We start from the raw sequence: 21,152 nt of genomic DNA, 5'->3' as shown, positions 1-21,152 counted from the left end.
GGCGGGCGGCCCCGGGAATTAGGGTCTTCCGGCATGTTTTGCCCTGCCGTCTTTCCCACGTACCATCGATAAGGTTTCAAGCTGTTAAGTGACCACAAACAATCATCGGACATCAGATGAACGTTTGTCGTCCTGCGGCGCCGGGGATGGAACTGCTGACCATGGACACTGCAGATTGGGCAACAGGTGGAAATCACCGTAATGGTGGCGCTAGTGATATCGCTGGCGCTATTCTTCGACTTCACCAACGGATTTCATGACACCGCGAACGCCATGGCTACCCCCATCGCGACCGGCGCCATCAAACCGAAAACAGCAGTTGCCCTCGCGGCGGTGCTGAACCTTGTGGGAGCGTTCCTCTCCACTGAAGTCGCCAAGACCGTCTCTGGCGGCATCATCAAGGAAGGCTCGGACGGTGTCCAGATCACCCCGGACATCATCTTCGCCGGGCTGATGGGCGCCATCCTCTGGAACATGATCACCTGGCTCAAGGGCCTGCCGTCCAGTTCCTCCCACGCCCTCTTCGGCGGCCTGATCGGCGCCGCGATCGCCGGCATCGGCATCCACTCGATCAACTTCGAGTCGCTCCTGCAGAAGGTCATTCTTCCCGCCGTGTTCGCCCCGATCATCGCCGGCGGCGTCGCCTACTTGTGCACGCGGCTGGCCTACGCCCTGACCTCCCGCCACGACCCGGAAACCGGTGACAAACTCACGCAGAAGCGTGGCGGATTCCGCACCGGACAGGTCTTCACGTCCAGCCTTGTGGCGCTGGCGCACGGCACCAACGACGCCCAGAAGACCATGGGCATCATCACGCTGGTCCTGATCGCGGCCGGCACCCAGCCCGCCGGTTCCGACCCCCAGTGGTGGGTCATTACGGCCTGCGCCCTGGCCATCGCGATCGGCACCTATGCCGGCGGCTGGCGGATCATCCGCACCATGGGCTCAGGCCTCACCGAAGTGAAGCCCGCCCAGGGCTTCTCCGCAGAGACCAGCACCGCCGCCGCTATCCTTGCCTCCTCGCACTTGGGCTTCGCCCTGTCCACCACACAGGTGGCCTCTGGCTCAGTCATCGGCTCCGGAATGGGACGCCGCGGCACCACCGTGCGGTGGGGAACCGCCGGCCGGATTGCCATTGGCTGGCTGTTCACGCTCCCCGCGGCCGGAATCGTGGGCGCACTGACAGCGATGCTCGTGCAAACCGGGGTCGTGGGAGTGGTCATTGCGGCCGTCGCCGGCACCGCCGCCGTGGCCTACATGTTCCTGCGTTCGCGCAAATCCCATGTCGGCCACCACAACGCGGTCCAGATCGAGGAAGTCGGCCAGGCCGTGCAATTCCGCAAGAAGAAGTCCGCCGCGAAGGCGATCAAGAACGGTGGTGTCCAGCGATGAAATGGTTGGAACTGTTCAGTGTGGCAGGTGCCACGCTTGTCTCCGCAGTGACGGTCGTCGTCCTCTATGCCCTGGGTGTCCGGCTCACGGCCATCGCGGGCGACATCCGGAACTCGCCGCCGTCGTGGACCCGGCCGCTCGCGTACGGCTGCTTCGCCGTGTGCGGCTGTGCGATCCTCTACGGGCTCTACCTGATCATTCCTTACTTTCACAAGTAGGGCGTCCACAAGTAGGGCGTCCGCGCGGCCGTGCAACCGGTACGTCACGGGGATGGGAAACCGGTTACCGGATTCGCTAGGCTGGGGCCATGGTGAGCTTCCAGTACTTCGTGGCCTCGTCGCTCGACGGGTTTATCGCCACCGCCGACGACAATCTGGCCTGGCTGCTGCAGTTCGACGGCTTTGAGGGCGGACAGGACAGCTATGACGCGTTCATGGCCGACGTCGGCTGCATTGTCATGGGCGGCGAGACCTACGCGTGGCTCCGGGAGCATGAACCGGACACGTGGCCGTATCCGGGCACACCCTCCTGGGTCTTCACCCGCCACGAACACTCCGCCCCGGAGGGCGCAGATGTGACGTTCGTTCGCGGGGCCGTGGGCGAGTTCGTGGACGACCTCAAAGACGCAGCCGGCGGCCGGAACGTCTGGGTTGTGGGTGGAGGCGTGCTCGCGGCGCAGTTCGCGGACGCCGGGCTGCTGGACGAACTGATTGTCTCGGTCATTCCCGTGGTCCTGGGCAGCGGCAAGCCGTTGCTGCCCATGGCCGGCCCGACGCCGCCGCTCGAGCTGACGTCTTCCCGAACCTTGGGCCGGGGCATCGTCGAGTTGCGGTACCGCTTCCCGGGCCGGACGTAGCCGGATCCGGCCAGATCCGGTACCGCAGGCGGTGCGTTCCCCTAGCGCGCGGTATCGCGGATAAGGTTTGTGATCCGGGCGGTGGAGAGCCGCCGGCCGTGCTCGTCGGTCATCACGATCTCGTGGGTGGCGAGGGTCCGGCCGAGGTGGATGGCCGTGCAGGTGCCGGTGACAATGCCTTCGGAGATAGCCCGGTGGTGCGTCGCCCCGACCTCGATCCCCAGCGCCTGGCGGTTGGGACCGGCGTGCAGGCCCGCGGCGAACGAACCCAGGGTTTCGGCCAGGACGACGTGGGCACCGCCGTGCAAAATGCCGGCCACCTGGGTATTGCCCTCCACCGGCATGGTGGCCACGGTCCGCTCCGGGCTCATCTCGAGGAAGCGGATGCCCATCTTCACCACGAGGGCCCCGACGCCGTACTGGCCCAGCCAATCGTGCATCTCCTCGGGAACACCGGCCGCCGCGAGCTCGGCTGCGTACGGGCCGGGCGTGAAATTGTCCATCATGGGAACTAGGCTGGCACCTGTGAGTGAAACTACCAAACCGGCCCTTGCTTCCAAAAGTGCTGCCTCCCGAAATGCTGCCCCTCTTTCTGCTGCCCCCCTTTCCGCAGACCTTATCCCGGCAACTGAGCCGGATTCCGTGGTTGCGGCCAAGCCAGCCGGAAAATCCAGCCGGGCCGGAGCATCGGTTTCCGCCACCGAGGCCCCCGTGATCCCGATCACGGATCAGCCGCGGCTTCTGGTGCTCGACGGACACTCCATGGCATTCCGGGCGTTCTTCGCCCTGCCCGCGGACAAGTTCTCCACCGCCACGGGCCAGCACACGAACGCCGTCCACGGCTTCACCTCCATGCTGATCAATCTGATCAAGGAGCAAAAGCCCACCCACGTGGCGGTCGCGTTCGACGTCTCCGATGACACGACGCACCGCAAGGCCGAGTACAGCGAGTACAAGGGCGGACGCAACGAGACACCGCGGGAAATGAGCGGCCAGATCGACCTCATCGACAAGGTCATGGGCGCCTGGGGCATCAAGACCATCAAAATGCCCGGTTGGGAAGCTGACGACATCCTGGCCACGCTCGCCGCAATGGGGGAAAAAGCCGGTTACGAGGTGCTTCTGGTCTCAGGCGACCGCGACGCCTTCCAGCTCATCACCGACAACGTTTTTGTCCTGTACCCCAGGAAGGGTGTCAGCGATATTCCCCGCATGGACGCGGACGCCATCCAGGAGAAGTATTTCGTCAGCCCGGCCCAGTACTCGGACCTTGCCGCCCTGGTGGGGGAGTCCGCGGACAACCTCCCCGGCGTTCCCGGCGTCGGGCCCAAGACGGCAGCAAAATGGATCAACCTTTACGGCGGCCTGGAGGGTGTCCTGGAGAACCTCGACGCGATCGGCGGGAAAGTGGGGGACTCCCTGCGCGAATACGTTGACGACGTCAAGCGCAACCGGCGCCTCAACAGGCTGCACACCGACCTGGACCTGCCGGTGACACTGGACGAGCTCGCGGACCCTCGGCCGGACCAGGCCGCCCTCGAGGAGCTGTTCGACGCCCTGGAATTCAAAACCATCCGCACCCGGCTCTTTGCCCTCTACGGCAGTGAAGTTGCCGAAGCCGACCGGGAAAGCCTCGAAACGCCCGACTTCGTGGTCCCGTCGGACGCAGCCGAGCTCGGCGCGTTCCTCGCGGCCGGTGCCGGCAAGCGCTCCGCGGTGGCGGTGGACCTCGTGCCGGGCCGGATCGGCGAGGACGCCGCCGCGGTGGCGATCGTCCGCGACGACTCCGCCGTCTACATCGACCTGGCCAGCCAGGATGCTGCCGCCGAGAACGTCCTGGCAGCGTGGCTGCGTGACGCCAAGGCACCGAAGGTGGTGCACGGGTTCAAGGCTGCCCTGAAGGCCCTCACCGCCCGCGGATTGGAACTGGAGGGCGTGGTGGATGACACCTCCATCTCCGGCTACCTCATCCAGCCCGACCGCCGCAGCTATGAACTCGCCGAGCTGGCGCAGCATCACCTGAACATCTCGGTGTCGACCGAGGCGGCCAAGGCGGGCCAGCTAGAGCTGGCGTTCGACGGCGACGACGCCGCCAGTGCCGGTGCGCTGGTCCACGTGGCCGCCGTCGTCCAGGCCCTGAGCCGCTTCTTCGAATCAGAACTGAAGGAACGCAAAGCCCAGGACCTGCTCACCACGCTGGAACTGCCCGTCAGCCGCGTCCTCGCCGATATGGAACTCGCGGGAATCGCCATCGACATGCCCCGCATGGACGAGCAGCTCTCGGACCTCGCCAAGGTGATCGACAACGCCCAGGAGCTGGCGTTCGCCGCGATCGGCCATGAGGTCAACCTTGGTTCGCCGAAGCAGCTCCAGACCGTGCTGTTCGACGAACTCCAACTGCCGAAGACCAAGAAAATCAAGTCCGGCTACACCACCGACGCCGCCTCACTCAAGAACCTGCTGGAAAAAACCGGGCACGAATTCCTGGTCCAGCTCATGGCGCACCGGGAGTCGTCGAAGCTGCGCCAGATGCTGGAGTCGCTGAAGAAGTCCGTCACGGAGGACGGCCGGATCCACACCACCTACGCGCAGAACGTCGCAGCCACGGGCCGGATCTCCTCCAACAACCCCAACCTGCAGAACATCCCGATCCGCAGCGAGGAAGGCCGTCGCGTCCGCGGCATCTTTGTGGTCAGCGAGGGCTACGAGTGCCTGCTCTCCGCGGACTACTCGCAGATCGAAATGCGCATCATGGCGCACCTCTCGGGCGACGCCGGCCTGATCCAGGCTTACAAGGACGGCGAAGACCTCCACCGGTTCGTGGGCTCGAACATCTTCCATGTGCCCACCGACCAGGTGACCAGCGCCATGCGGTCCAAGGTCAAGGCGATGTCCTATGGCCTCGCATACGGTCTGACCTCGTTCGGGTTGTCCAAGCAGCTGGAGATCTCCGTTGACGAGGCACGGACCCTTATGAAGGACTACTTCGACCGGTTCGGGGCCGTCCGCGACTATCTCCGCGGCGTGGTGGACCAGGCCCGGATCGACGGCTACACCGCGACCATCGAGGGGCGCCGGCGCTACCTGCCGGACCTGACCAGCACCGACCGCCAGCTGCGCGAGAATGCGGAGCGCATCGCGCTGAACTCTCCCATCCAGGGATCGGCGGCGGACATCATCAAGCGCGCCATGCTGGGCGTCCACGCGGAACTAGCGGCACAGGGCCTGAAATCGCGCATGCTCTTGCAGGTCCATGATGAACTGGTCCTCGAAGTCGCCGCAGGTGAGCGCGAGACCGTGGAGAAGCTGGTGACCGAGCAAATGGGCTCGGCCGCGGACCTCAGCGTCCCGCTGGACGTCCAGATCGGCATCGGCTCCAGCTGGTACGAGGCGGGGCACTAACGCTTACCGGTTCCGGCAGGTTTTCGTTCCGGCAATGCCGGGACTTCAGGATTCGCAGGATTCTCAGGGGGAGAAGTACATGGCAGATAAGTACGAGCTCAGGCGGTTCCGCGCGGTCGCGAAGGACTCGGCGGACTACGCGCAAGGCACGGCGTGGCTGCACGGGGTCGGGATCGGCTTCTACGACGAGCCGCGCAAAGCCGACTTCGTGGACAAGATCATGGCCATGTATCTCGTGGACAACCGCGAAATGACCGGCGTTTACCAGGCCGACGGCGTCGCGGCCCACTCGCTGGCGGCTGACGTCCCGGTGGCGACCTTCGCCACCCTGCGCAAGGAGCTGAACATCGGCTACGGCCGTCAGCTCGAGGCCCAGCTGGTCACGGCCGTCACGGTGCGCGGGACCCACCGCCGGCAGGGACTGCTGCGGCGGATGATGACCGAGGACCTTGCCGCGGCGAAGGCGGACGGCGTCGCGCTGGCGGCACTGACCGCCTCGGAGGCCTCGATCTACGGCCGGTTCGGTTACGGCGTGGCCACCTTCGAACGCAGCATCAAGGTCGACACCGGGCCGCGCTTCCGGTTGCGCCATGCGCCCGCTGGCTCCGTGGAGATTGCGGACCGCAAAGTCCTGCTGGAACTGGCCCCCAAGGTCTTTGGGCGGCTCCACGCCTCCATGCCCGGATCGATCTCGCGGCAGGAGGCGTACCGGCTGCGGTCCTCGGGCATGCTCGGCCGCGACGGCGGCGAGGACGAGGCAATCCGCTGCGCCCTGCACTACGACGCCGACGGCACCGTGGACGGGTACGTGTCCTATAAGTTCGCCGGGTGGGACGCCAAGCCGTACACCATGGAGATCGTGGACCTCGTGGCCGCGAATGACGCCGCCTACCTGGAACTGTGGCAGTTCCTGGGCAGCATCGACCTGGTGGACCGGATCAGCTGGCAGGATGCGCCGGTGGACGACCCCCTGGCCTGGGCGCTTGAGGATCCGCGGTGCGTCGAGGCCTCGGACCACCGCGACATGCTGTGGCTGCGGGTCCTGGACCCGGTCCGGGTGCTGGGGGCCCGGCGCTACTCGGCCGACGGGACGGTCGTTCTCGCGATCAGGGACGGTCTCGGCTTCGCGGCCGGCACCTTCGCTCTCACGGTCAGCGGGGGAGAGGCCACGGTGACGCCGGCTCCGGAGGCCGAACCGGACCTGTCCCTTGATGTCGCGGACCTCGGCTCGATCTACCTGGGCGCCGTCTGTCCTGTAACCCTGAAAGCTGCCGGCCGGATCACCGAGCACACCGCCGGGGCGGCGCTGACAGCGCGGCTCATGTTCGCCGTCGAACGTTCACCGCACTGCCTCACGCACTTCTAGGCCTCCGGCCCGCTTTCGGCGCCACCGGCGACGCGAACACTCCCGGGCGCTTTGACCGGCGTTCGCGTAAACGACTAGACTAAACGGGCGCGTACTACGTGCGCGCATCTACAATCCACAAAATCAGGATGACCCGGCGGATCGCTAGCTGTGATGCCGTGCTCTTGGCCTGCATTCCATAATGCCGGCGAAGCGTTTGCCTGACCGACTCACTATCCACAACGGAGCCCCTACTACATGACCATCACCTCCACCGAGAAGCCCGGTACCCCCGTAGTCGCCATTAACGACATCGGTACCGCTGAGGACTTCCTCGCAGCTGTCGACGCCACCATCAAGTACTTCAACGACGGAGACCTCGTCGAAGGTACCGTCGTCAAGGTCGACCGCGACGAAGTTCTGCTCGACATCGGTTACAAGACCGAAGGTGTCATTCCCTCCCGCGAGCTTTCCATCAAGCACGACGTTGACCCCGGAGACGTCGTCTCCGTTGGCGATCAGGTCGAAGCCCTGGTGCTCACCAAGGAAGACAAAGAAGGCCGCCTGATCCTCTCCAAGAAGCGTGCTCAGTACGAGCGTGCCTGGGGCGACATCGAGAAGGTCAAGGAAGAAGACGGTGTTGTCACCGGTACCGTCATCGAGGTTGTCAAGGGTGGTCTTATCCTCGACATCGGTCTGCGCGGCTTCCTGCCCGCATCCCTCGTCGAGATGCGCCGTGTGCGCGACCTCGCTCCGTACATCGGTCAGCAGATCGAAGCCAAGATCATCGAGCTGGACAAGAACCGCAACAACGTTGTGCTTTCCCGCCGTGCATGGCTCGAGCAGACCCAGTCCGAGGTCCGTTCCACGTTCCTCAACAAGCTGGAAAAGGGCCAGGTCCGTCCCGGCGTCGTTTCCTCCATCGTCAACTTCGGTGCCTTCGTGGACCTGGGCGGCGTAGACGGCCTGGTTCACGTTTCCGAGCTGTCCTGGAAGCACATCGACCACCCGTCCGAGGTTGTCGAAGTTGGCCAGGAAGTCACCGTCGAGGTTCTCGAGGTCGACCTGGACCGCGAGCGCGTCTCCCTGTCGCTCAAGGCTACGCAGGAAGATCCGTGGCAGACCTTCGCCCGCACCCACGCCCTCGGGCAGGTTGTTCCGGGTAAGGTCACCAAGCTGGTTCCGTTCGGCGCGTTCGTTCGCGTTGAAGACGGCATCGAAGGCCTGGTCCACATCTCCGAGCTCGCCGTGCGCCACGTTGAGCTGGCCGAGCAGGTTGTCTCCGTTGGTGACGAGCTGTTCGTCAAGGTCATCGACATCGACCTCGAGCGCCGCCGCATCTCGCTCTCCCTCAAGCAGGCCAACGAGGGCGTCGACGCCGACAGCACCGAATTCGATCCGGCTCTCTACGGCATGGCCGCAGAGTACGACGAAGAGGGCAACTACAAGTACCCGGAGGGCTTCGACCCGGAGTCCAACGAGTGGCTTGAGGGCTACGAGAACCAGCGCGCAGCCTGGGAGCAGCAGTACGCTGACGCCCAGACCCGCTGGGAAGCACACAAGAAGCAGGTTGCCCAGCACGCTGCCGACGACGCTGCAGCTGCAACGTCCGGCGAGAGCGATTCCGGCACCACCAGCTACTCCTCCGAGCCGGCTGCGGCCGAGACCGGTGCAGGCACGCTTGCTTCGGACGAGGCTCTTGCCGCTCTGCGCGAGAAGCTGACCGGCAACTAATTGCCCGTGTCCCTCACGGAGTCCGCTCCCTGAGGCCAGGCAGTTTGTAGCTTGAAGGTGGCCGTCCCCTCGGGGGCGGCCACCTTTCTTTGTGCCACGTTGGGCCCCCGTTGTTCTCCGGGGGACATGCCCATTCGTGGAACCCTCTTCCGGGGGACATGCCCATTTTTGGAGCTGGCCCGTGGGCATTTGTGGATTGTGTCCAGTCCTGGTCCTGGGCGCGGGACATATCCAGTGCTGGGAGGCACACGCCATGCCCTGGCGCCGGACATGCCCATTTTTGGAGCTGGCCCGTGGGCATTTGTGGATTGTGTCGAGTCCTGGTCCTGGGCGCGGGACATGTCCAGTGCCGGGTGCCCGCAACATGCGATGGCCGCCGGACATGCCCATTCTTGAAACTCTCCTGCGGGGCATGTCCAGTGCTGGGTGCGTGGCCTGGCCGTAGGAGGAGCCGGCACATCTCCCGCGGCGACGGTGGGGCATGCCCAGTGGTCGTTCCGCACGCGGAGGTTGGCCACGGGAGGGCATGTCCCGTGTTGGGTGCGTGGGATGGGCATAGGAGGAGCCGGCACATCTCCCGCGACGACGGTGGGGCATGTCCAGTGGTCGTTCAGCGCCCGGGGGTGGGCCACAGGAGAGCATGTCCAGTGTTGGGAACGTGGGATGGGCATAGGAAGACCCGGCCCGGATGCCATGCCTTCAGCGCAGCGGGATCTTCCCTATGACCGGTACCGTCTCCGTCTCCGAGGGAGCACCGGTCACCAGTTCGGCGCCCGCGTACTTCAGCAACGCGAGGGCTCCGACGTTGCCGGCCGTCGTCTCGGCCACCAGGACGGCTGCCCCGGCCGACGCGGCGCGAGCCTTTACGAGGCGCAGTGCCTCGCGGCCCACACCCCGGCCGCGGAAGCTCCGGGCGAGCCAGATCCCGGTTTCCAGCGCCCCGCCGCCACCATCACCAGCCCCGGTACCACCGCCACTACCCGCCCCGCCACCGCCGGCCCCGCCACCGCCGGCCCCGCCACCCGCTTCTGCCGACTCCGGGTCCATCCGCTTGAGCCGGATGGACCCTGCCAGCTGCCCGTCGCAGCGGATGGCCCACGTCTTTTGCCCCGCGGGACCGTCCAGGCCGGCTGCGGCGGCGCGGTGGAATTCGCGGAACCAGCTGATCCGGTCGGTGTTCCAGCCGGCGGTCGTGCCCAGCGGCGGGGTGACCTCGTCGGCGTCGGAGTCCCGCAGCGCAAGTTCCAGGAGCTGTTCGAGTAGCTCCTCGCTGACGTCAAGCAGCTCGACCGCGGGCGCAGGCTCAACTGATGGGGACATCGATCCACTCCGTTTCTCCGGGCAGCAGCGACGCGCTGCCGGCCGACATGGCGGCCACACGGTCCGCGGCCCGGGCCAGTTCTTCCGGATCATCCGGCAGCGCCAGCCTCAGGACAGTAGTCTGCGCCTCGTAACGGGTTTCGGCCATGACATACCCCGCGGCGCGCAAATCGTTCTCGAGCCGCCCGGCCACGGCGTGCTGCACCGGAACCGAGCAAATGCGCAGCCGGCGGCGCCGCACAAGGGGAGCGAGCTCGAGCGCGCTGGACACCGATTCGGAATAGGCCCGCACCAGGCCGCCGGCACCCAGGAGAATGCCGCCGAAATAACGCACGACGACGACGGCGACGTCGCTGAGGTCGGTGACGCCGGGTGCGGTCTCCCGCTTCAGCAGCGCCTCAAGCATGGGGACGCCCGCGGTGCCGGACGGCTCGCCGTCGTCGTTGGACCGCTGGACGTCCCGGTCGGGACCGAGCACGAAGGCGAAGCAGTGATGCCGTGCGTCATGGAATTCCCGGCGCAACCGGCCCAAGACGGCCCGGGCGGCGTCCTCGTCCGCCGTGCGGGCCAGCACGGTGATGAAACGGGACCGCTTGACCTCGATTTCGTGGCGAAACCCGGGCCCCGCGGCGAGGGTGGTGTAAATGGCCGTCCTGCTCTCGGGGGATTCCGCCGCATCTGCCACCGGTTCAGTTTAGTCTGGTGAGGTGTTGAAGATCGGGTTGACCGGCGGAATCGCCTCGGGAAAGTCCATGGTTGCCGCGCGCCTGCGCGACCTCGGAGCAGTACTTGTCGACGCCGACGCGCTGGCCCGGGAGGTTGTGGAGCCGGGTACGCCCGGGCTGGCCAGTGTGGTGGAGGCCTTCGGTGCTGCCGTCCTGACCCCGGACGGCAGGCTGGACCGGGCACGGCTCGGTGCCCTGGTCTTCGGTGATCCGGAGCGCCTGGCCGCGCTCAACGGGATCATCCACCCGTTGGTGCGGGAGCGCGCCGCGGCGATGGTCGCCGCCGCCCCGGCCGGCGCCGTCGTGGTCCAGGACATCCCGCTCCTGGTCGAAACCGGACAAGGGAAGAACTTCCATCTGGTGGTCGTGGTGGATGCCCCCGACGACGTCCGGGTCCACCGCATGGCCGAACACCGCAACATGACCGCCGACGAGGCGCGCGCCCGGATGGCAGCCCAGGCGGGCCGCGAGGACCGGCTGGCCGCTGCGGACGTCGTGCTGGATAACTCAGGCACCCTTGGGGACCTCCGGCACGCGGTCGACGCGCTGTGGGAGGAGCGGCTGGCGCCGTTCGCACTGAACCTCAAGGAGCAGAGGATTGCCCCGCGGACGGCGGGGCCGGTCCTCGCCCCGGCCGATCCCGCGTGGGGCGCGCAGGCCGCCCGGCTGATCTCCCGGCTGCGGGCAGCGGTTCCGCAGGATGTCCTGGCCGTGGACCACATCGGGTCCACGGCCGTCCCTGGCCTCGACGCCAAAGATGTGATCGACCTCCAGCTCAGCGTCCGGGACCTCGACGCCGCGGACCGGATCGCGCCGCTGCTGGCCGCCGCAGGATTCCCGCGCTGGCCCGGCATCATCGCCGACAACCCCAAGCCCTCGCACCCGGACCCTGCGGACTGGGGCAAGCGGCTGCACGGCAACGCCGACCCCGGCCGGCCGGTGAATCTCCACCTCCGCGCGGCCGGCTCGCCTGGCTGGCGCTACGCGCTGTGCTTCCGCGACTGGCTGCGAGCCGATCCTGAGGCCCGGGCGGACTACGTCGCCGAAAAGCAGCGGGTCGCGGGGCTGCACGACGTCGACAAGTCCACCGCGGGCTACGCGGCCGACAAAGAGGGCTGGTTCACCGACTACGCCGCGCCCCGGATGGAAGCGTGGGTGCAGCGCACGGGATGGCAGCCGCCGTCGTACCCGGACAACACCGGAACGGACAACCCCGGAGCGGACGACGCCGGTACAGGCACCGTTGGCGGCGCCGCCGCAACCGCACCTGCCGCCAGCTCTTCCACGGCACCTGCCACCGGCCCTGCGCCGGGACAAAGCGCTGGCGCTGGGGTCGGCCCCGGTACTGCCCAAAGCTGAATCAGGGCATCCTGTCACAGCCCGGCGGTAGATTAGGTACATGAGTCTTGCCCAGGAAATCAACCGCGTCGTGGCGCCCTTCGAGGTCATCAGTGAGTTCCAGCCGGCGGGTGACCAGCCGGCCGCTATCGCAGAGCTGACCGAGCGCATAAAGAACGGCGAAAAAGACGTCGTGCTGCTCGGCGCCACCGGTACCGGTAAGAGCGCGACCACGGCCTGGCTGATCGAGCAGGTCCAGCGGCCCACCCTGGTGATGGTGCAGAACAAGACCCTCGCCGCGCAGCTGGCCAACGAATTCCGAGAACTGCTGCCGAACAACGCGGTGGAATACTTCGTGTCCTACTACGACTACTACCAGCCGGAAGCCTACGTCGCCCAGACGGACACCTTCATCGAGAAGGATTCCTCCGTCAACGAGGAAGTCGAACGGCTCCGCCACTCCGCCACCAACGCGCTGCTGACCCGCCGCGACGTGATCGTGGTCGCCACCGTCTCCTGCATCTACGGCCTTGGCACCCCGGAAGAATACATCGCCGGCATGGTGACGCTCCGCAAGGGGGCGGAAATGAACCGCGACGACCTGCTCCGGAAGTTCGTCTCCATGCAGTACACCCGCAACGACATGGACTTCCACCGCGGCACGTTCCGGGTGCGCGGGGACACCGTGGAAATCATCCCGATGTACGAGGAACTGGCGATCCGGATCGAGTTTTTCGGCGACGAGATCGAAAATATCCAGACCCTCCACCCGTTGACCGGCGAAGTGCTCCGGGACGAGAACGAAATGTACGTCTTCCCCGCCTCGCACTACGTCGCCGGTCCGGAACGGATGGGCCGGGCGATCAAGCGGATCGAAGACGAACTGGCCGAGCGCCTCACCGTGCTGGAAAGCCAGAACAAGCTGGTCGAGGCGCAACGGCTCCGGATGCGCACCACCTATGACCTGGAAATGATGCAGCAGATGGGGTTCTGCAACGGCATCGAGAACTATTCCTCGCACATCGACGGCCGGGCCCGCGGGACCGCGCCGCACTGCCTGATCGACTACTTCCCGGACGACTTCCTCCTGGTGATCGATGAATCCCACGTCACCGTGCCGCAGATCGGCGCCATGTACGAGGGCGACATGTCCCGCAAGCGGAACCTCGTGGACCACGGCTTCAGGCTGCCCTCGGCGATGGACAACCGCCCGCTCAAATGGGACGAGTTCCAGGACCGCGTGGGCCAGACCGTCTACCTCTCCGCCACACCGGGCAAGTACGAGCTCGGCAAGTCCGACGGCTTCGTCCAGCAGATCATCCGCCCCACGGGCCTGATCGACCCCGAGGTCGTCGTCAAGCCCACGAAGGGGCAGATCGATGACCTGCTGGGCGAAATCCGGACCCGCACCGCGAAGAACGAGCGGGTCCTGGTCACCACCTTGACCAAGCGGATGGCCGAGGACCTGACGGACTATCTGCTGGGCCACGGCGTGAAGGTGGAATACCTGCACTCCGACGTCGACACGCTGCGCCGCGTGGAACTCCTGCGCGAACTGCGGATGGGTGTCTTCGACGTCCTCGTCGGCATCAACCTGCTCCGTGAAGGCCTGGACCTCCCGGAGGTGTCGCTGGTCAGCATCCTGGACGCGGACAAGGAGGGCTTCCTGCGCTCCTCGACGTCCCTGATCCAGACCATCGGGCGCGCCGCCCGAAACGTCTCCGGCCAGGTGCACATGTACGCGGACCGGATCACCGACTCGATGGCCCACGCCATCGACGAGACGAACCGCCGCCGCGCCATCCAGGTGGCCTACAACACGGAGAACGGGATCGATCCCCAGCCGCTCCGGAAGAAGATCGCGGACATCACCGACCAGCTGGCCAAGGAAGACGCGGACACCCGCGAGCTGCTGGCCGCGGCAGGGAAGAACCGCGGCAAGGGCAAGGGCACCTCGCTCATCCGTGCGGACGGTCTCGCCGCCGCGCCGGCAGAGGACCTCGTCGGCCTGATCGAACAGCTGACCGAACAGATGCACGCCGCAGCCGGGGAGCTGCAGTTCGAACTGGCCGCCCGGCTGCGCGATGAGGTGGGCGAATTGAAGAAGGAACTGCGGCAAATGCAATCCGCGGGGCACGCCTAGGGTAAACTCGGTCAAACGTAGGGGAGTATCCGAAACGCTACGATCGTCAACACGCACGGCTACGATGCCGTGCCGGGCGTAGCGGGCAGCCAGGCAGCGTCATGCGCCGGCGGTCGGAGAGACTTACACCGCTGAGCTGTACCCTACGAAAGGTATTTCCCCCGTGCCCGAGCTTCCCCTGTGGTTCGAGATCGGCTCGTTTGTCGTCCTCGGCGTCATTCTGGCCATCGACCTGCTGATGGTCCTCAAACGCCCGCATGAGCCCTCCATGAAAGAAGCCGGACTATGGGTCGCGTTCTACGTGGCCCTGGCCCTGGTCTTTGCCGGCGCCATGTTCGCCTTCACCGGCCCGGAATTCGGCGGCCAGTTCATCGCCGGCTGGGTGACCGAATACAGCCTGAGCATCGACAACCTGTTCGTCTTCATCATCATCATGGCCCGCTTCTCGGTACCGAGAAAGTACCAGCAGGAAGTGCTCATGGTGGGCATCATCATCGCCCTGATCCTCCGCGGCATATTCATCATGCTCGGCGCGATTGTGATCGAGCAGTTCAGCTGGGTCTTCTACATCTTCGGCGCCTTCCTGCTCTGGACCGCCTGGAAGCAGGCCCAGGACGAGGGCGAGGACGAGGAAGACAAGGAAAACCCGCTGATCGCCCGGATCCGCCGGGTCCTGCCGATGTCCGAGCAGTTCGACGGCGGCAAGCTCCGCACCGTCGTCGACGGCGAAAAGGTGTTCACCCCGATGCTGATCGTCTTCGTGACCATCGGCATGACGGACCTGCTCTTCGCGGTCGACTCCATTCCGGCCATCTTCGGCCTCACCCAGAGCGCCTTCATCGTCTTCACCGCCAACATCTTCGCCCTTATGGGGCTGCGCCAGCTGTACTTCCTGCTCGGCGGCCTCATGAACCGGCTCATTTACCTCAAGCACGCCCTGTCCGTGATCTTGGCGTTCATCGGTGTGAAGCTGGTCCTGCACGCCATGCACGTCAACGAGCTGCCGTTCATCAACGGCGGCCAGCACATCGAATGGGCCCCCGAGATCCCCACCTACGTCTCGCTCGGGGTGATCATCGGCACCATCGTCATCGCGGTGGTCGCCAGCCTGGTGAGCTCCAAGGCGTCCAAGTCGAAGCTGGACGCCCGGCTGGAAGAGGACTCACGCAAGAGCCTGAGCGACGTCGACTAGTTCCGCACCGCCGGGGGTACCCGGCAGCGCATGCCTGGCAGCGCACAGCAGTACGGCGCTGGCCCCTCGCGGGTCCAGCGCCGTACCTGTTTCGGCTAACTGTTAAGCCGGGGATCATCGGGCCGAGACCGTGCCTGGCCGGCGGCCGGGTCAGCGGCGGGCGGAACGGGCCATCCCCAGCAGGCGCCCGAAGATCGCCTCGCCGTCGTCCGCGATGCCGTCGTGGTGGAACTCGCCGGACTCCCAGACCTGCAGGCCCCGGACCGCGGCCGCCGTCTCCAGGGACAGCTCCCGGTCCACGTAGATGTCGTCGGTGTAGACGGCCGCGGCGACGGGCACGGTGTTCAGTGCCAGCCTCTCCGGATCGTAGAGCGGCGCCCAGTCGTCCTTTTCGGCCAGGAGCCGGGCCACCTCCTGCAGCGGGCGCAGCGCCGGGTCCTGCTCGAAGTACCACGGGTACACCATTTCCCCGGTCAGAAGCGGCTCGCCGGCGTCGGGGCGGAACTCGGGGAATTCCTCCAGCACGCGCCAGGCGGCCCAATTGGTGGCACCGTCCTGGGCGTAGATGGACTCGTGCATCAACGCATACAGCGGGTTCGCGGCCCGGGACACGAGGCCACGGACCTGTTCCAGGAAGGCGTCCGAGAGGCGGTCGCCGCCTGGTGTGGCCACGAAGGCGTCCTCGAGCAGGTGGTGCAGCGCGTCCACCCGGGTATTGCCGCCCAGGAACGAGCCCACCATCTGGAACCGTTCCACCGTGAGCCGGCCGCCGTCGGCCAGGACCTCCTCTGTTTCCCGCAGGTGCCTGGCGATCCGGGTGATGGCGGCCCGGTCCTCGGGGTACCAGTCAAAGTATTCGGCGTTCCGTGCCGCGACCCGCTGGAACGTGGCCTGGTACACACGGTCCGCGGATCCGCCCAGCGGGGCCAGCCCGCCTGTCACGAGTGCCTCGCGCAGCCCCTCGGGGGCGAAGGAGAGGTAGCTGAGCGCGCAGAATCCGCCGTAGCTCTGGCCGTAGATGGTCCAGGGGGCGGAGTCCAAGGCGGCCCTGATGGCCTCGGCGTCGGCGACGATCGAGTCGGCGCGGAAGTGCTTCAGGTAGGCGGCCTGCTCCGCGGCGGTGCCGCGCAGCGGCAGCGTGTTGCGGTCCACGGGCGAGGACAGTCCGGTGCCGCGCTGGTCCAGCATGAGGATCCGGAAGTCCTTCGCGGCGGCCTTGCTCCAGCCGCCCAGCGACGGGAACCGGTTTCCGCGGCCGCCGGGACCGCCCTGCAGGAACAGCAGCCAGGGCAGCCCGGCGGCCGCTTCCTCGCTGTGTTCGGTGGACACGTACTCGCGGGCGAACACGGTGATGGTTTCGCCGCGGCGCCCCGCCTCGCTGAAGTGGTCCAGGGGGACCTGGAAGTAGTGTTCCGCGGTCCGCATGCCCCGGTAGGTGTGGCGTGCCCGGACGCTGTGCGGAACTTTGCGCCCGTCGCTGGATGCAGTCTCCAGGAGGGAGGCTCCCATGAGTCCCGTCATTGGAAGATCAGCCACGGGTTGCCGCCTCGCGGGAACCGGAGCGGGAGCCGGCACCGGCAACTGCGCGGCGGCCGCCGAAAGCCGCCAGAGCCGCTCCGGTGAGGCGGAAGGTGGACCACTCCTCCATCGGCAGGGCGCCGAGCTTCTTGTAGAAGTTGATGGAGGGCTCGTTCCAGTCCAGGACACTCCATTCGACGCGCGCGTAGCCGCGGTCGACGGCGGTCGCTGCCAGGTGCTGCAGTAGTGCCTTGCCGTGGCCCTCGCCGCGGGCCTCCGGCCGGACGTAGAGATCCTCCAAGTAGATCCCGTGGACGCCCTCCCACGTGGAGTAGTTCAGGAACCAGAGGGCAAAGCCGCGGACCTCGCCCGCCGCGTTCTCGGCCATCGTGGCGAAGACCTTGGGATTGTCGCCGAAAAGGACCTCGGTGAGCATCTCGGGGGTGTTCCGGACGGCGTCCGGTTCCTTCTCATAGAGGGCGAGGTCGTGGATCATCTGCAGGATGGCAGGGACGTCATGCGTTGTGGCAGGGCGGATTACACTCATTGTTCGAGTTTACCCGCGGTGCGAAGGCCCCGGCCCTGCGTTCAAGCCCGCCGTGCTTTCAGGCCTGCGCCCGCCCCGTGCCGTCCCGCTTAGAGCCGGTTGACGTCGGTGACACGGACGACGGCGGTCCCGGACTCGTCCGAGGCCGCCAGATCCACGTCGGCGGAGATGCCCCAGTCGTGGTTGCCGGCGGGGTCATCGAAGATCTGCCGCACCTTCCACACCCCGGGCTCCTCGGTGATGATCAGCAGCCCGGGACCGCGGGCATCCGGGCCGGTGCCGATGTCGTTGTGCTCATCAAAGTAGTCATCGAGGGCATCTTCCCAGCGCTCCGCGTCCCAGCCGGAGCCGGCGTCGAGCTCGCCCAGGGCCGTGGCGGCCTCATCGGCGAACAGCTCCACGCGGCGGAACATCTCGTTGCGCACCATCACCCGGAAGGCCCGGATGTTGGAGGTCAGCGACGGCGGCGGGGGCGGGGGAGCGTCGTGCGGTGTGGGCGCGGCGCCGGATGTGAGCTCTTCCCATTCGTCCAGCAGACTGGAGTCCACCTGCCGGACCAGTTCTCCCAGCCAGGCGATGAGGTCCTCGAGGTCCTCACGGAGGGCATCCTGCGGGACAGTCTGGCGGAGCGCCTTGAAACCGTCGGCGAGGTAGCGCAGCACGATCCCCTCGGAGCGGGCGAGGCCGTAGAACTGGACGAACTCGCCGAAGTTCATGGCGCGCTCGTACATGTCCCGGACCACGGACTTGGGCGCGAGCTCGAAGTCGCCGACCCAGGGCGCGGCCTTGCGGTAGACATCGAAGGCCTCGCCGAGGATCTCCGCGAGCGGCTGCGGGTAGGTGACCTCCTCGAGCATTGCCATCCGCTGGTCATACTCGATGCCGTCGGCCTTCATCGCCGCGATGGCCTCGCCGCGCGCCTTCTTCTGCTGTGCCGAGAGGATCTGGCGCGGCTTCTCCAGGGTGGCCTCGATCACCGACACCACGTCCAGGGCGTACGACGGCGACTCCGGGTCCAGCAGCTCCAGCGCGGCCAGCGCGAACGGGGACAGCGGCTGGTTGAGGGCAAAGTTGGCCTGCAGGTGGACCGTGAGCCGGACCGTGCGGCCGTCAGCACCCTGCTCCCCGGCCGGGATCCGCTCCACGACGCCGGCAGCGAGCAGCTCGCGGTAAATTCCCAGGGCCTTCTTCATGAGCCGCAGCTGGGCCGGGCGGGTCTCGTGGTTTTCGGTGAGCAGGCGGCGGGCGGCCTGGAACGGGTCGCCGGCGCGTTCCATCAGGTTCATCAGCATCGCGTGCGTCACGGTGAAACTTGACGTCAGCGGATCGGGAACAGACTCGACCAGCCGCTTGTACGTCGGTTCACCCCAGGACACGAAGCCTTCCGGGGGCTTCTTCTTCACCACCTGGCGCAGCTTCTTCTGGTCGTCGCCGAACTTGGCCGTGGCCTTGGCCATCGCCTTCACGTTTTCCGTCACGTGCTCCGGGGCCTGGACCACCACGGTCCCGGCGGTGTCGTAGCCGGCGCGGCCGGCGCGCCCGGCGATCTGGTGGAACTCGCGGGAGTTCAGCAGCCGGGTGCGGACGCCGTCGTACTTGCTCAGGGCGGTGAGCAGCACGGTGCGGATGGGCACGTTGATGCCTACCCCGAGCGTATCCGTGCCGCAGATGACCTTCAGCAGGCCGGCCTGGGCCAGCTGTTCGACCAGCCGGCGGTACTTCGGCAGCATGCCGGCGTGGTGGACGCCGATCCCGTGCCGGACCAGCCGGTTGAGCGTCTTGCCGAAGCCTGCGGCGAAACGGAACCCGGCAATGAGCTCGGCAATCTTGTCCTTTTCCTCGCGGGTGCAGACGTTGATGCTCATCAGGTTCTGGGCCCGGTCGATCGCCTCGACCTGGCTGAAGTGGACCACGTACACCGGGACCTGTTTGGTGGCGAGCAGCTCCTCGAGGGTCTCGTGGACCGGAGTCTGTTCGTAGTAGTAGTGCAGCGGAATGGGGCGTTCCGCGGAACTGACGGTCGTCGTCGTGCGCCCGGTCAGTTCGCTGAGGCCGTCCTCGAACCGGCTGACGTCGCCGAGTGTCGCCGACATCAGCAGGAACTGCGCCTGGGGCAGTTCAAGCAGCGGCACCTGCCACGCCCAGCCGCGCTGCGGGTCCGAGTAGAAGTGGAACTCATCCATGATCACGGCGCCGAGCTGCGCCGCCGAACCTTCACGCAGGGCGATGTTGGCCAGGATTTCGGCCGTGCAGCAGATAATCGGGGCGTCCTGGTTCACGCCGGAGTCGCCGGTGATCATGCCGACGTTGTCGGCGCCGAAGATCTCGCAGAGGGCAAAGAACTTTTCCGAGACGAGGGCCTTGATCGGGGCGGTGTAGTAGCTCCGCTGTCCGCGGGCCATGGCCTGGAAGTGCGCGGCGATGGCGACAAGGGATTTCCCGGACCCGGTCGGGGTGGCCAGGATGACGTTGGAGCCGGCGGCCAGCTCCATGATGGCCTCGTCCTGGGCGGTGTATAGGGCCAGTCCGCGGGTCTCGGTCCACTCGACAAACCGGGTGTAGAGCTCGTCCGGGTCCAGGCCCGTCCTGCCGGGGATACGGGCGGCCGGGGCGGGGAGCTGATCAACGAGTTTCATTGCTGTCCAGCTTAGTGCCCGCGTGGTACCCGCGGCACCGGACGGGCCGTGCGCCGCACGCAGCGCCGGCGCTCTTCCTTGGCTGTCCCACGGGCCGGGACTAGGCTTCGGTTAGGACAACGTGCCGGGAACTGGAGGCAGCCATGAAGTGGGATCCGGAGAAATATGTGCAGTTCGGGGACTACCGGGACAGGCCATTCTTTGATCTGACGGGGCGGATCCATGCCGAAGCCCCGCGGCACGTGGTGGACCTCGGCTGCGGTCCCGGAAACCTGACCGCGACGCTCGCGGACCGCTGGCCGGGCGCGCAGGTGGTCGGTCTGGATTCATCGCCGGAAATGCTGGCCATTTCCAAGGACCACGCAGCCGCGGCGGCCAATCTTTCCTACGAGCTGGCCGACATTGAGCACTGGCTGCCGTCCGGCGACACGGACGTGGTGGTCACCAACGCGGCCTTGCAGTGGGTGCCCGGCCACCGAAAGCTGTTGCCTGGATGGCTCGATGCCCTCAAGCCGGGCGCCTGGTTCGCGCTGCAAGTGCCGGGGAACTTCAATGCCCCGTCGCACACCCTGATGCGGGAGCTGGCCGAATCTCCGGCCTGGGCGGGGCGGCTCGCCGGGGTGCTGCGCCACGACGACGTGGTGGGGGAAGCGGCGGAGTACCTGGAAATCATGCTCGACGCCGGTTGTGCCGCCGACGCCTGGGAGACCACCTACCAGCAGCTGCTCCCGGGCGCCCACCCGGTGTTGGAGTGGGTCCGCGGCACCGGACTCAGGCCGGTCCTCGCGGCCCTCCCCGAGGACGAGGCCAGGGAGTTCGAAGCCGAGTATTCGGCACGGCTGGACGACGCATATCCGGCAGGCCGGCACGGGACGGTCTTCCCGTTCCGCCGCACGTTCGCGGTGGCGCAGAAAACCGGGTAGGCGGCGTGTCTGCCGGTTGACACGAAGCACTCCGGAATGGGGCTTACAATGACGTGGCGGTGTGGGGCGGCCGTTAGGCTG

At 66.7% G+C, this 21,152-nt stretch carries 16 protein-coding genes; 10 read left to right on the top strand and 6 right to left on the bottom strand.

From position 1 onward, the window contains the following. Positions 1-186 precede the first annotated feature (186 nt). The 3 genes from C566_RS0103880 to C566_RS0103870 all read left to right on the top strand — a co-directional run bounded on the left by C566_RS0103880 (position 187) and on the right by C566_RS0103870 (position 2,248). Complete coding sequence (locus C566_RS0103880; RefSeq protein ID WP_018773024.1) at positions 187-1,392, top strand: inorganic phosphate transporter; 1,206 nt, start codon at positions 187-189, stop codon at positions 1,390-1,392. Further along, the gene (locus tag C566_RS0103875; protein ID WP_018773023.1) at positions 1,389-1,610 is read left to right on the top strand and encodes a hypothetical protein; all 222 of its coding nucleotides are present in this window, start codon (positions 1,389-1,391) and stop codon (positions 1,608-1,610) included. Before C566_RS0103880 ends, C566_RS0103875 begins: the two co-directional genes overlap by 4 nt. A gap of 89 nt (positions 1,611-1,699) precedes the next feature. Next, positions 1,700-2,248 carry a dihydrofolate reductase family protein gene (locus C566_RS0103870; RefSeq protein ID WP_018773022.1) on the top strand — a complete coding sequence of 183 codons (549 nt, stop codon included), beginning with the start codon at positions 1,700-1,702 and terminating at the stop codon, positions 2,246-2,248. A gap of 41 nt (positions 2,249-2,289) precedes the next feature. Here C566_RS0103870 and C566_RS0103865 read toward each other — a convergent pair whose 3' ends face one another. Continuing rightward, positions 2,290-2,754, bottom strand: a complete 465-nt coding sequence (locus C566_RS0103865; RefSeq protein ID WP_018773021.1) for a hotdog fold thioesterase — start codon at positions 2,752-2,754, stop codon at positions 2,290-2,292. Between C566_RS0103865 and polA the strand changes: the two genes are divergently transcribed. The 3 genes from polA (at position 2,753) to rpsA (ending at position 8,729) form a co-directional block, all read left to right on the top strand. Then, positions 2,753-5,650, top strand: a complete 2,898-nt coding sequence (polA, locus tag C566_RS0103860; protein WP_442852614.1) for a DNA polymerase I — start codon at positions 2,753-2,755, stop codon at positions 5,648-5,650. The genes C566_RS0103865 and polA overlap by 2 nt on opposite strands. 34 nt (positions 5,651-5,684) lie before the next feature. Next, complete coding sequence (locus C566_RS0103855; RefSeq protein ID WP_081627243.1) at positions 5,685-7,016, top strand: GNAT family N-acetyltransferase; 1,332 nt, start codon at positions 5,685-5,687, stop codon at positions 7,014-7,016. Between the two features lie 237 nt (positions 7,017-7,253). After that, entirely contained in the window at positions 7,254-8,729 is a 1,476-nt protein-coding gene (gene rpsA, locus C566_RS0103850; RefSeq protein ID WP_018773018.1) for a 30S ribosomal protein S1, read from the top strand. A gap of 699 nt (positions 8,730-9,428) precedes the next feature. On the opposite strand, the gene C566_RS0103845 is transcribed toward rpsA, so the two are convergent. Both C566_RS0103845 and C566_RS0103840 read right to left on the bottom strand, forming a co-directional pair. Further along, positions 9,429-10,049, bottom strand: a complete 621-nt coding sequence (locus C566_RS0103845; RefSeq protein ID WP_018773017.1) for a GNAT family N-acetyltransferase — start codon at positions 10,047-10,049, stop codon at positions 9,429-9,431. Continuing rightward, a complete protein-coding gene (locus C566_RS0103840; protein WP_018773016.1) occupies positions 10,033-10,734 on the bottom strand; it encodes an IMPACT family protein in 702 nt (233 codons plus the stop codon). The genes C566_RS0103845 and C566_RS0103840 overlap by 17 nt, the downstream gene beginning before the upstream one ends. Positions 10,735-10,756: 22 nt before the next feature. Here C566_RS0103840 and coaE point away from each other — a divergent pair, with 22 nt between their 5' ends. The 3 genes from coaE (at position 10,757) to C566_RS0103825 (ending at position 15,447) form a co-directional block, all read left to right on the top strand. Further along, entirely contained in the window at positions 10,757-12,133 is a 1,377-nt protein-coding gene (coaE, locus tag C566_RS0103835; protein WP_081627242.1) for a dephospho-CoA kinase, read from the top strand. 40 nt (positions 12,134-12,173) lie between these two features. Next, positions 12,174-14,255, top strand: a complete 2,082-nt coding sequence (uvrB, locus tag C566_RS0103830) for an excinuclease ABC subunit UvrB (RefSeq protein WP_018773014.1) — start codon at positions 12,174-12,176, stop codon at positions 14,253-14,255. A gap of 163 nt (positions 14,256-14,418) precedes the next feature. Next, the gene (locus C566_RS0103825) at positions 14,419-15,447 is read left to right on the top strand and encodes a TerC family protein (RefSeq protein ID WP_018773013.1); all 1,029 of its coding nucleotides are present in this window, start codon (positions 14,419-14,421) and stop codon (positions 15,445-15,447) included. 150 nt (positions 15,448-15,597) lie between these two features. Here the strand turns inward: C566_RS0103825 and C566_RS0103820 are convergent, their stop codons facing one another. The 3 genes from C566_RS0103820 to C566_RS0103810 form a co-directional block, all read right to left on the bottom strand. Then, positions 15,598-16,956: an alpha/beta fold hydrolase gene (locus C566_RS0103820; protein ID WP_018773012.1), complete on the bottom strand. Its 1,359-nt coding sequence runs from the start codon at positions 16,954-16,956 to the stop codon at positions 15,598-15,600. Between the two features lie 19 nt (positions 16,957-16,975). After that, on the bottom strand, positions 16,976-17,512 hold the full coding sequence (locus C566_RS0103815) for a GNAT family N-acetyltransferase (protein ID WP_026266355.1): 537 nt from the start codon (positions 17,510-17,512) through the stop codon (positions 16,976-16,978). A gap of 89 nt (positions 17,513-17,601) precedes the next feature. Continuing rightward, positions 17,602-20,148, bottom strand: coding sequence for a DEAD/DEAH box helicase (locus C566_RS0103810; protein ID WP_018773010.1), 2,547 nt, complete (start codon positions 20,146-20,148; stop codon positions 17,602-17,604). 143 nt (positions 20,149-20,291) lie between these two features. Here C566_RS0103810 and C566_RS0103805 point away from each other — a divergent pair, with 143 nt between their 5' ends. Then, positions 20,292-21,071, top strand: coding sequence for a trans-aconitate 2-methyltransferase (locus C566_RS0103805; RefSeq protein WP_018773009.1), 780 nt, complete (start codon positions 20,292-20,294; stop codon positions 21,069-21,071). Positions 21,072-21,152 lie beyond the last annotated feature (81 nt).

Origin of the sequence: Arthrobacter sp. 131MFCol6.1, assembly GCF_000374925.1 — a bacterium.
Taxonomy (GTDB): Bacteria; Actinomycetota; Actinomycetes; order Actinomycetales; family Micrococcaceae; genus Arthrobacter.
This window is presented reverse-complemented; position numbering and strand designations above follow the sequence as displayed.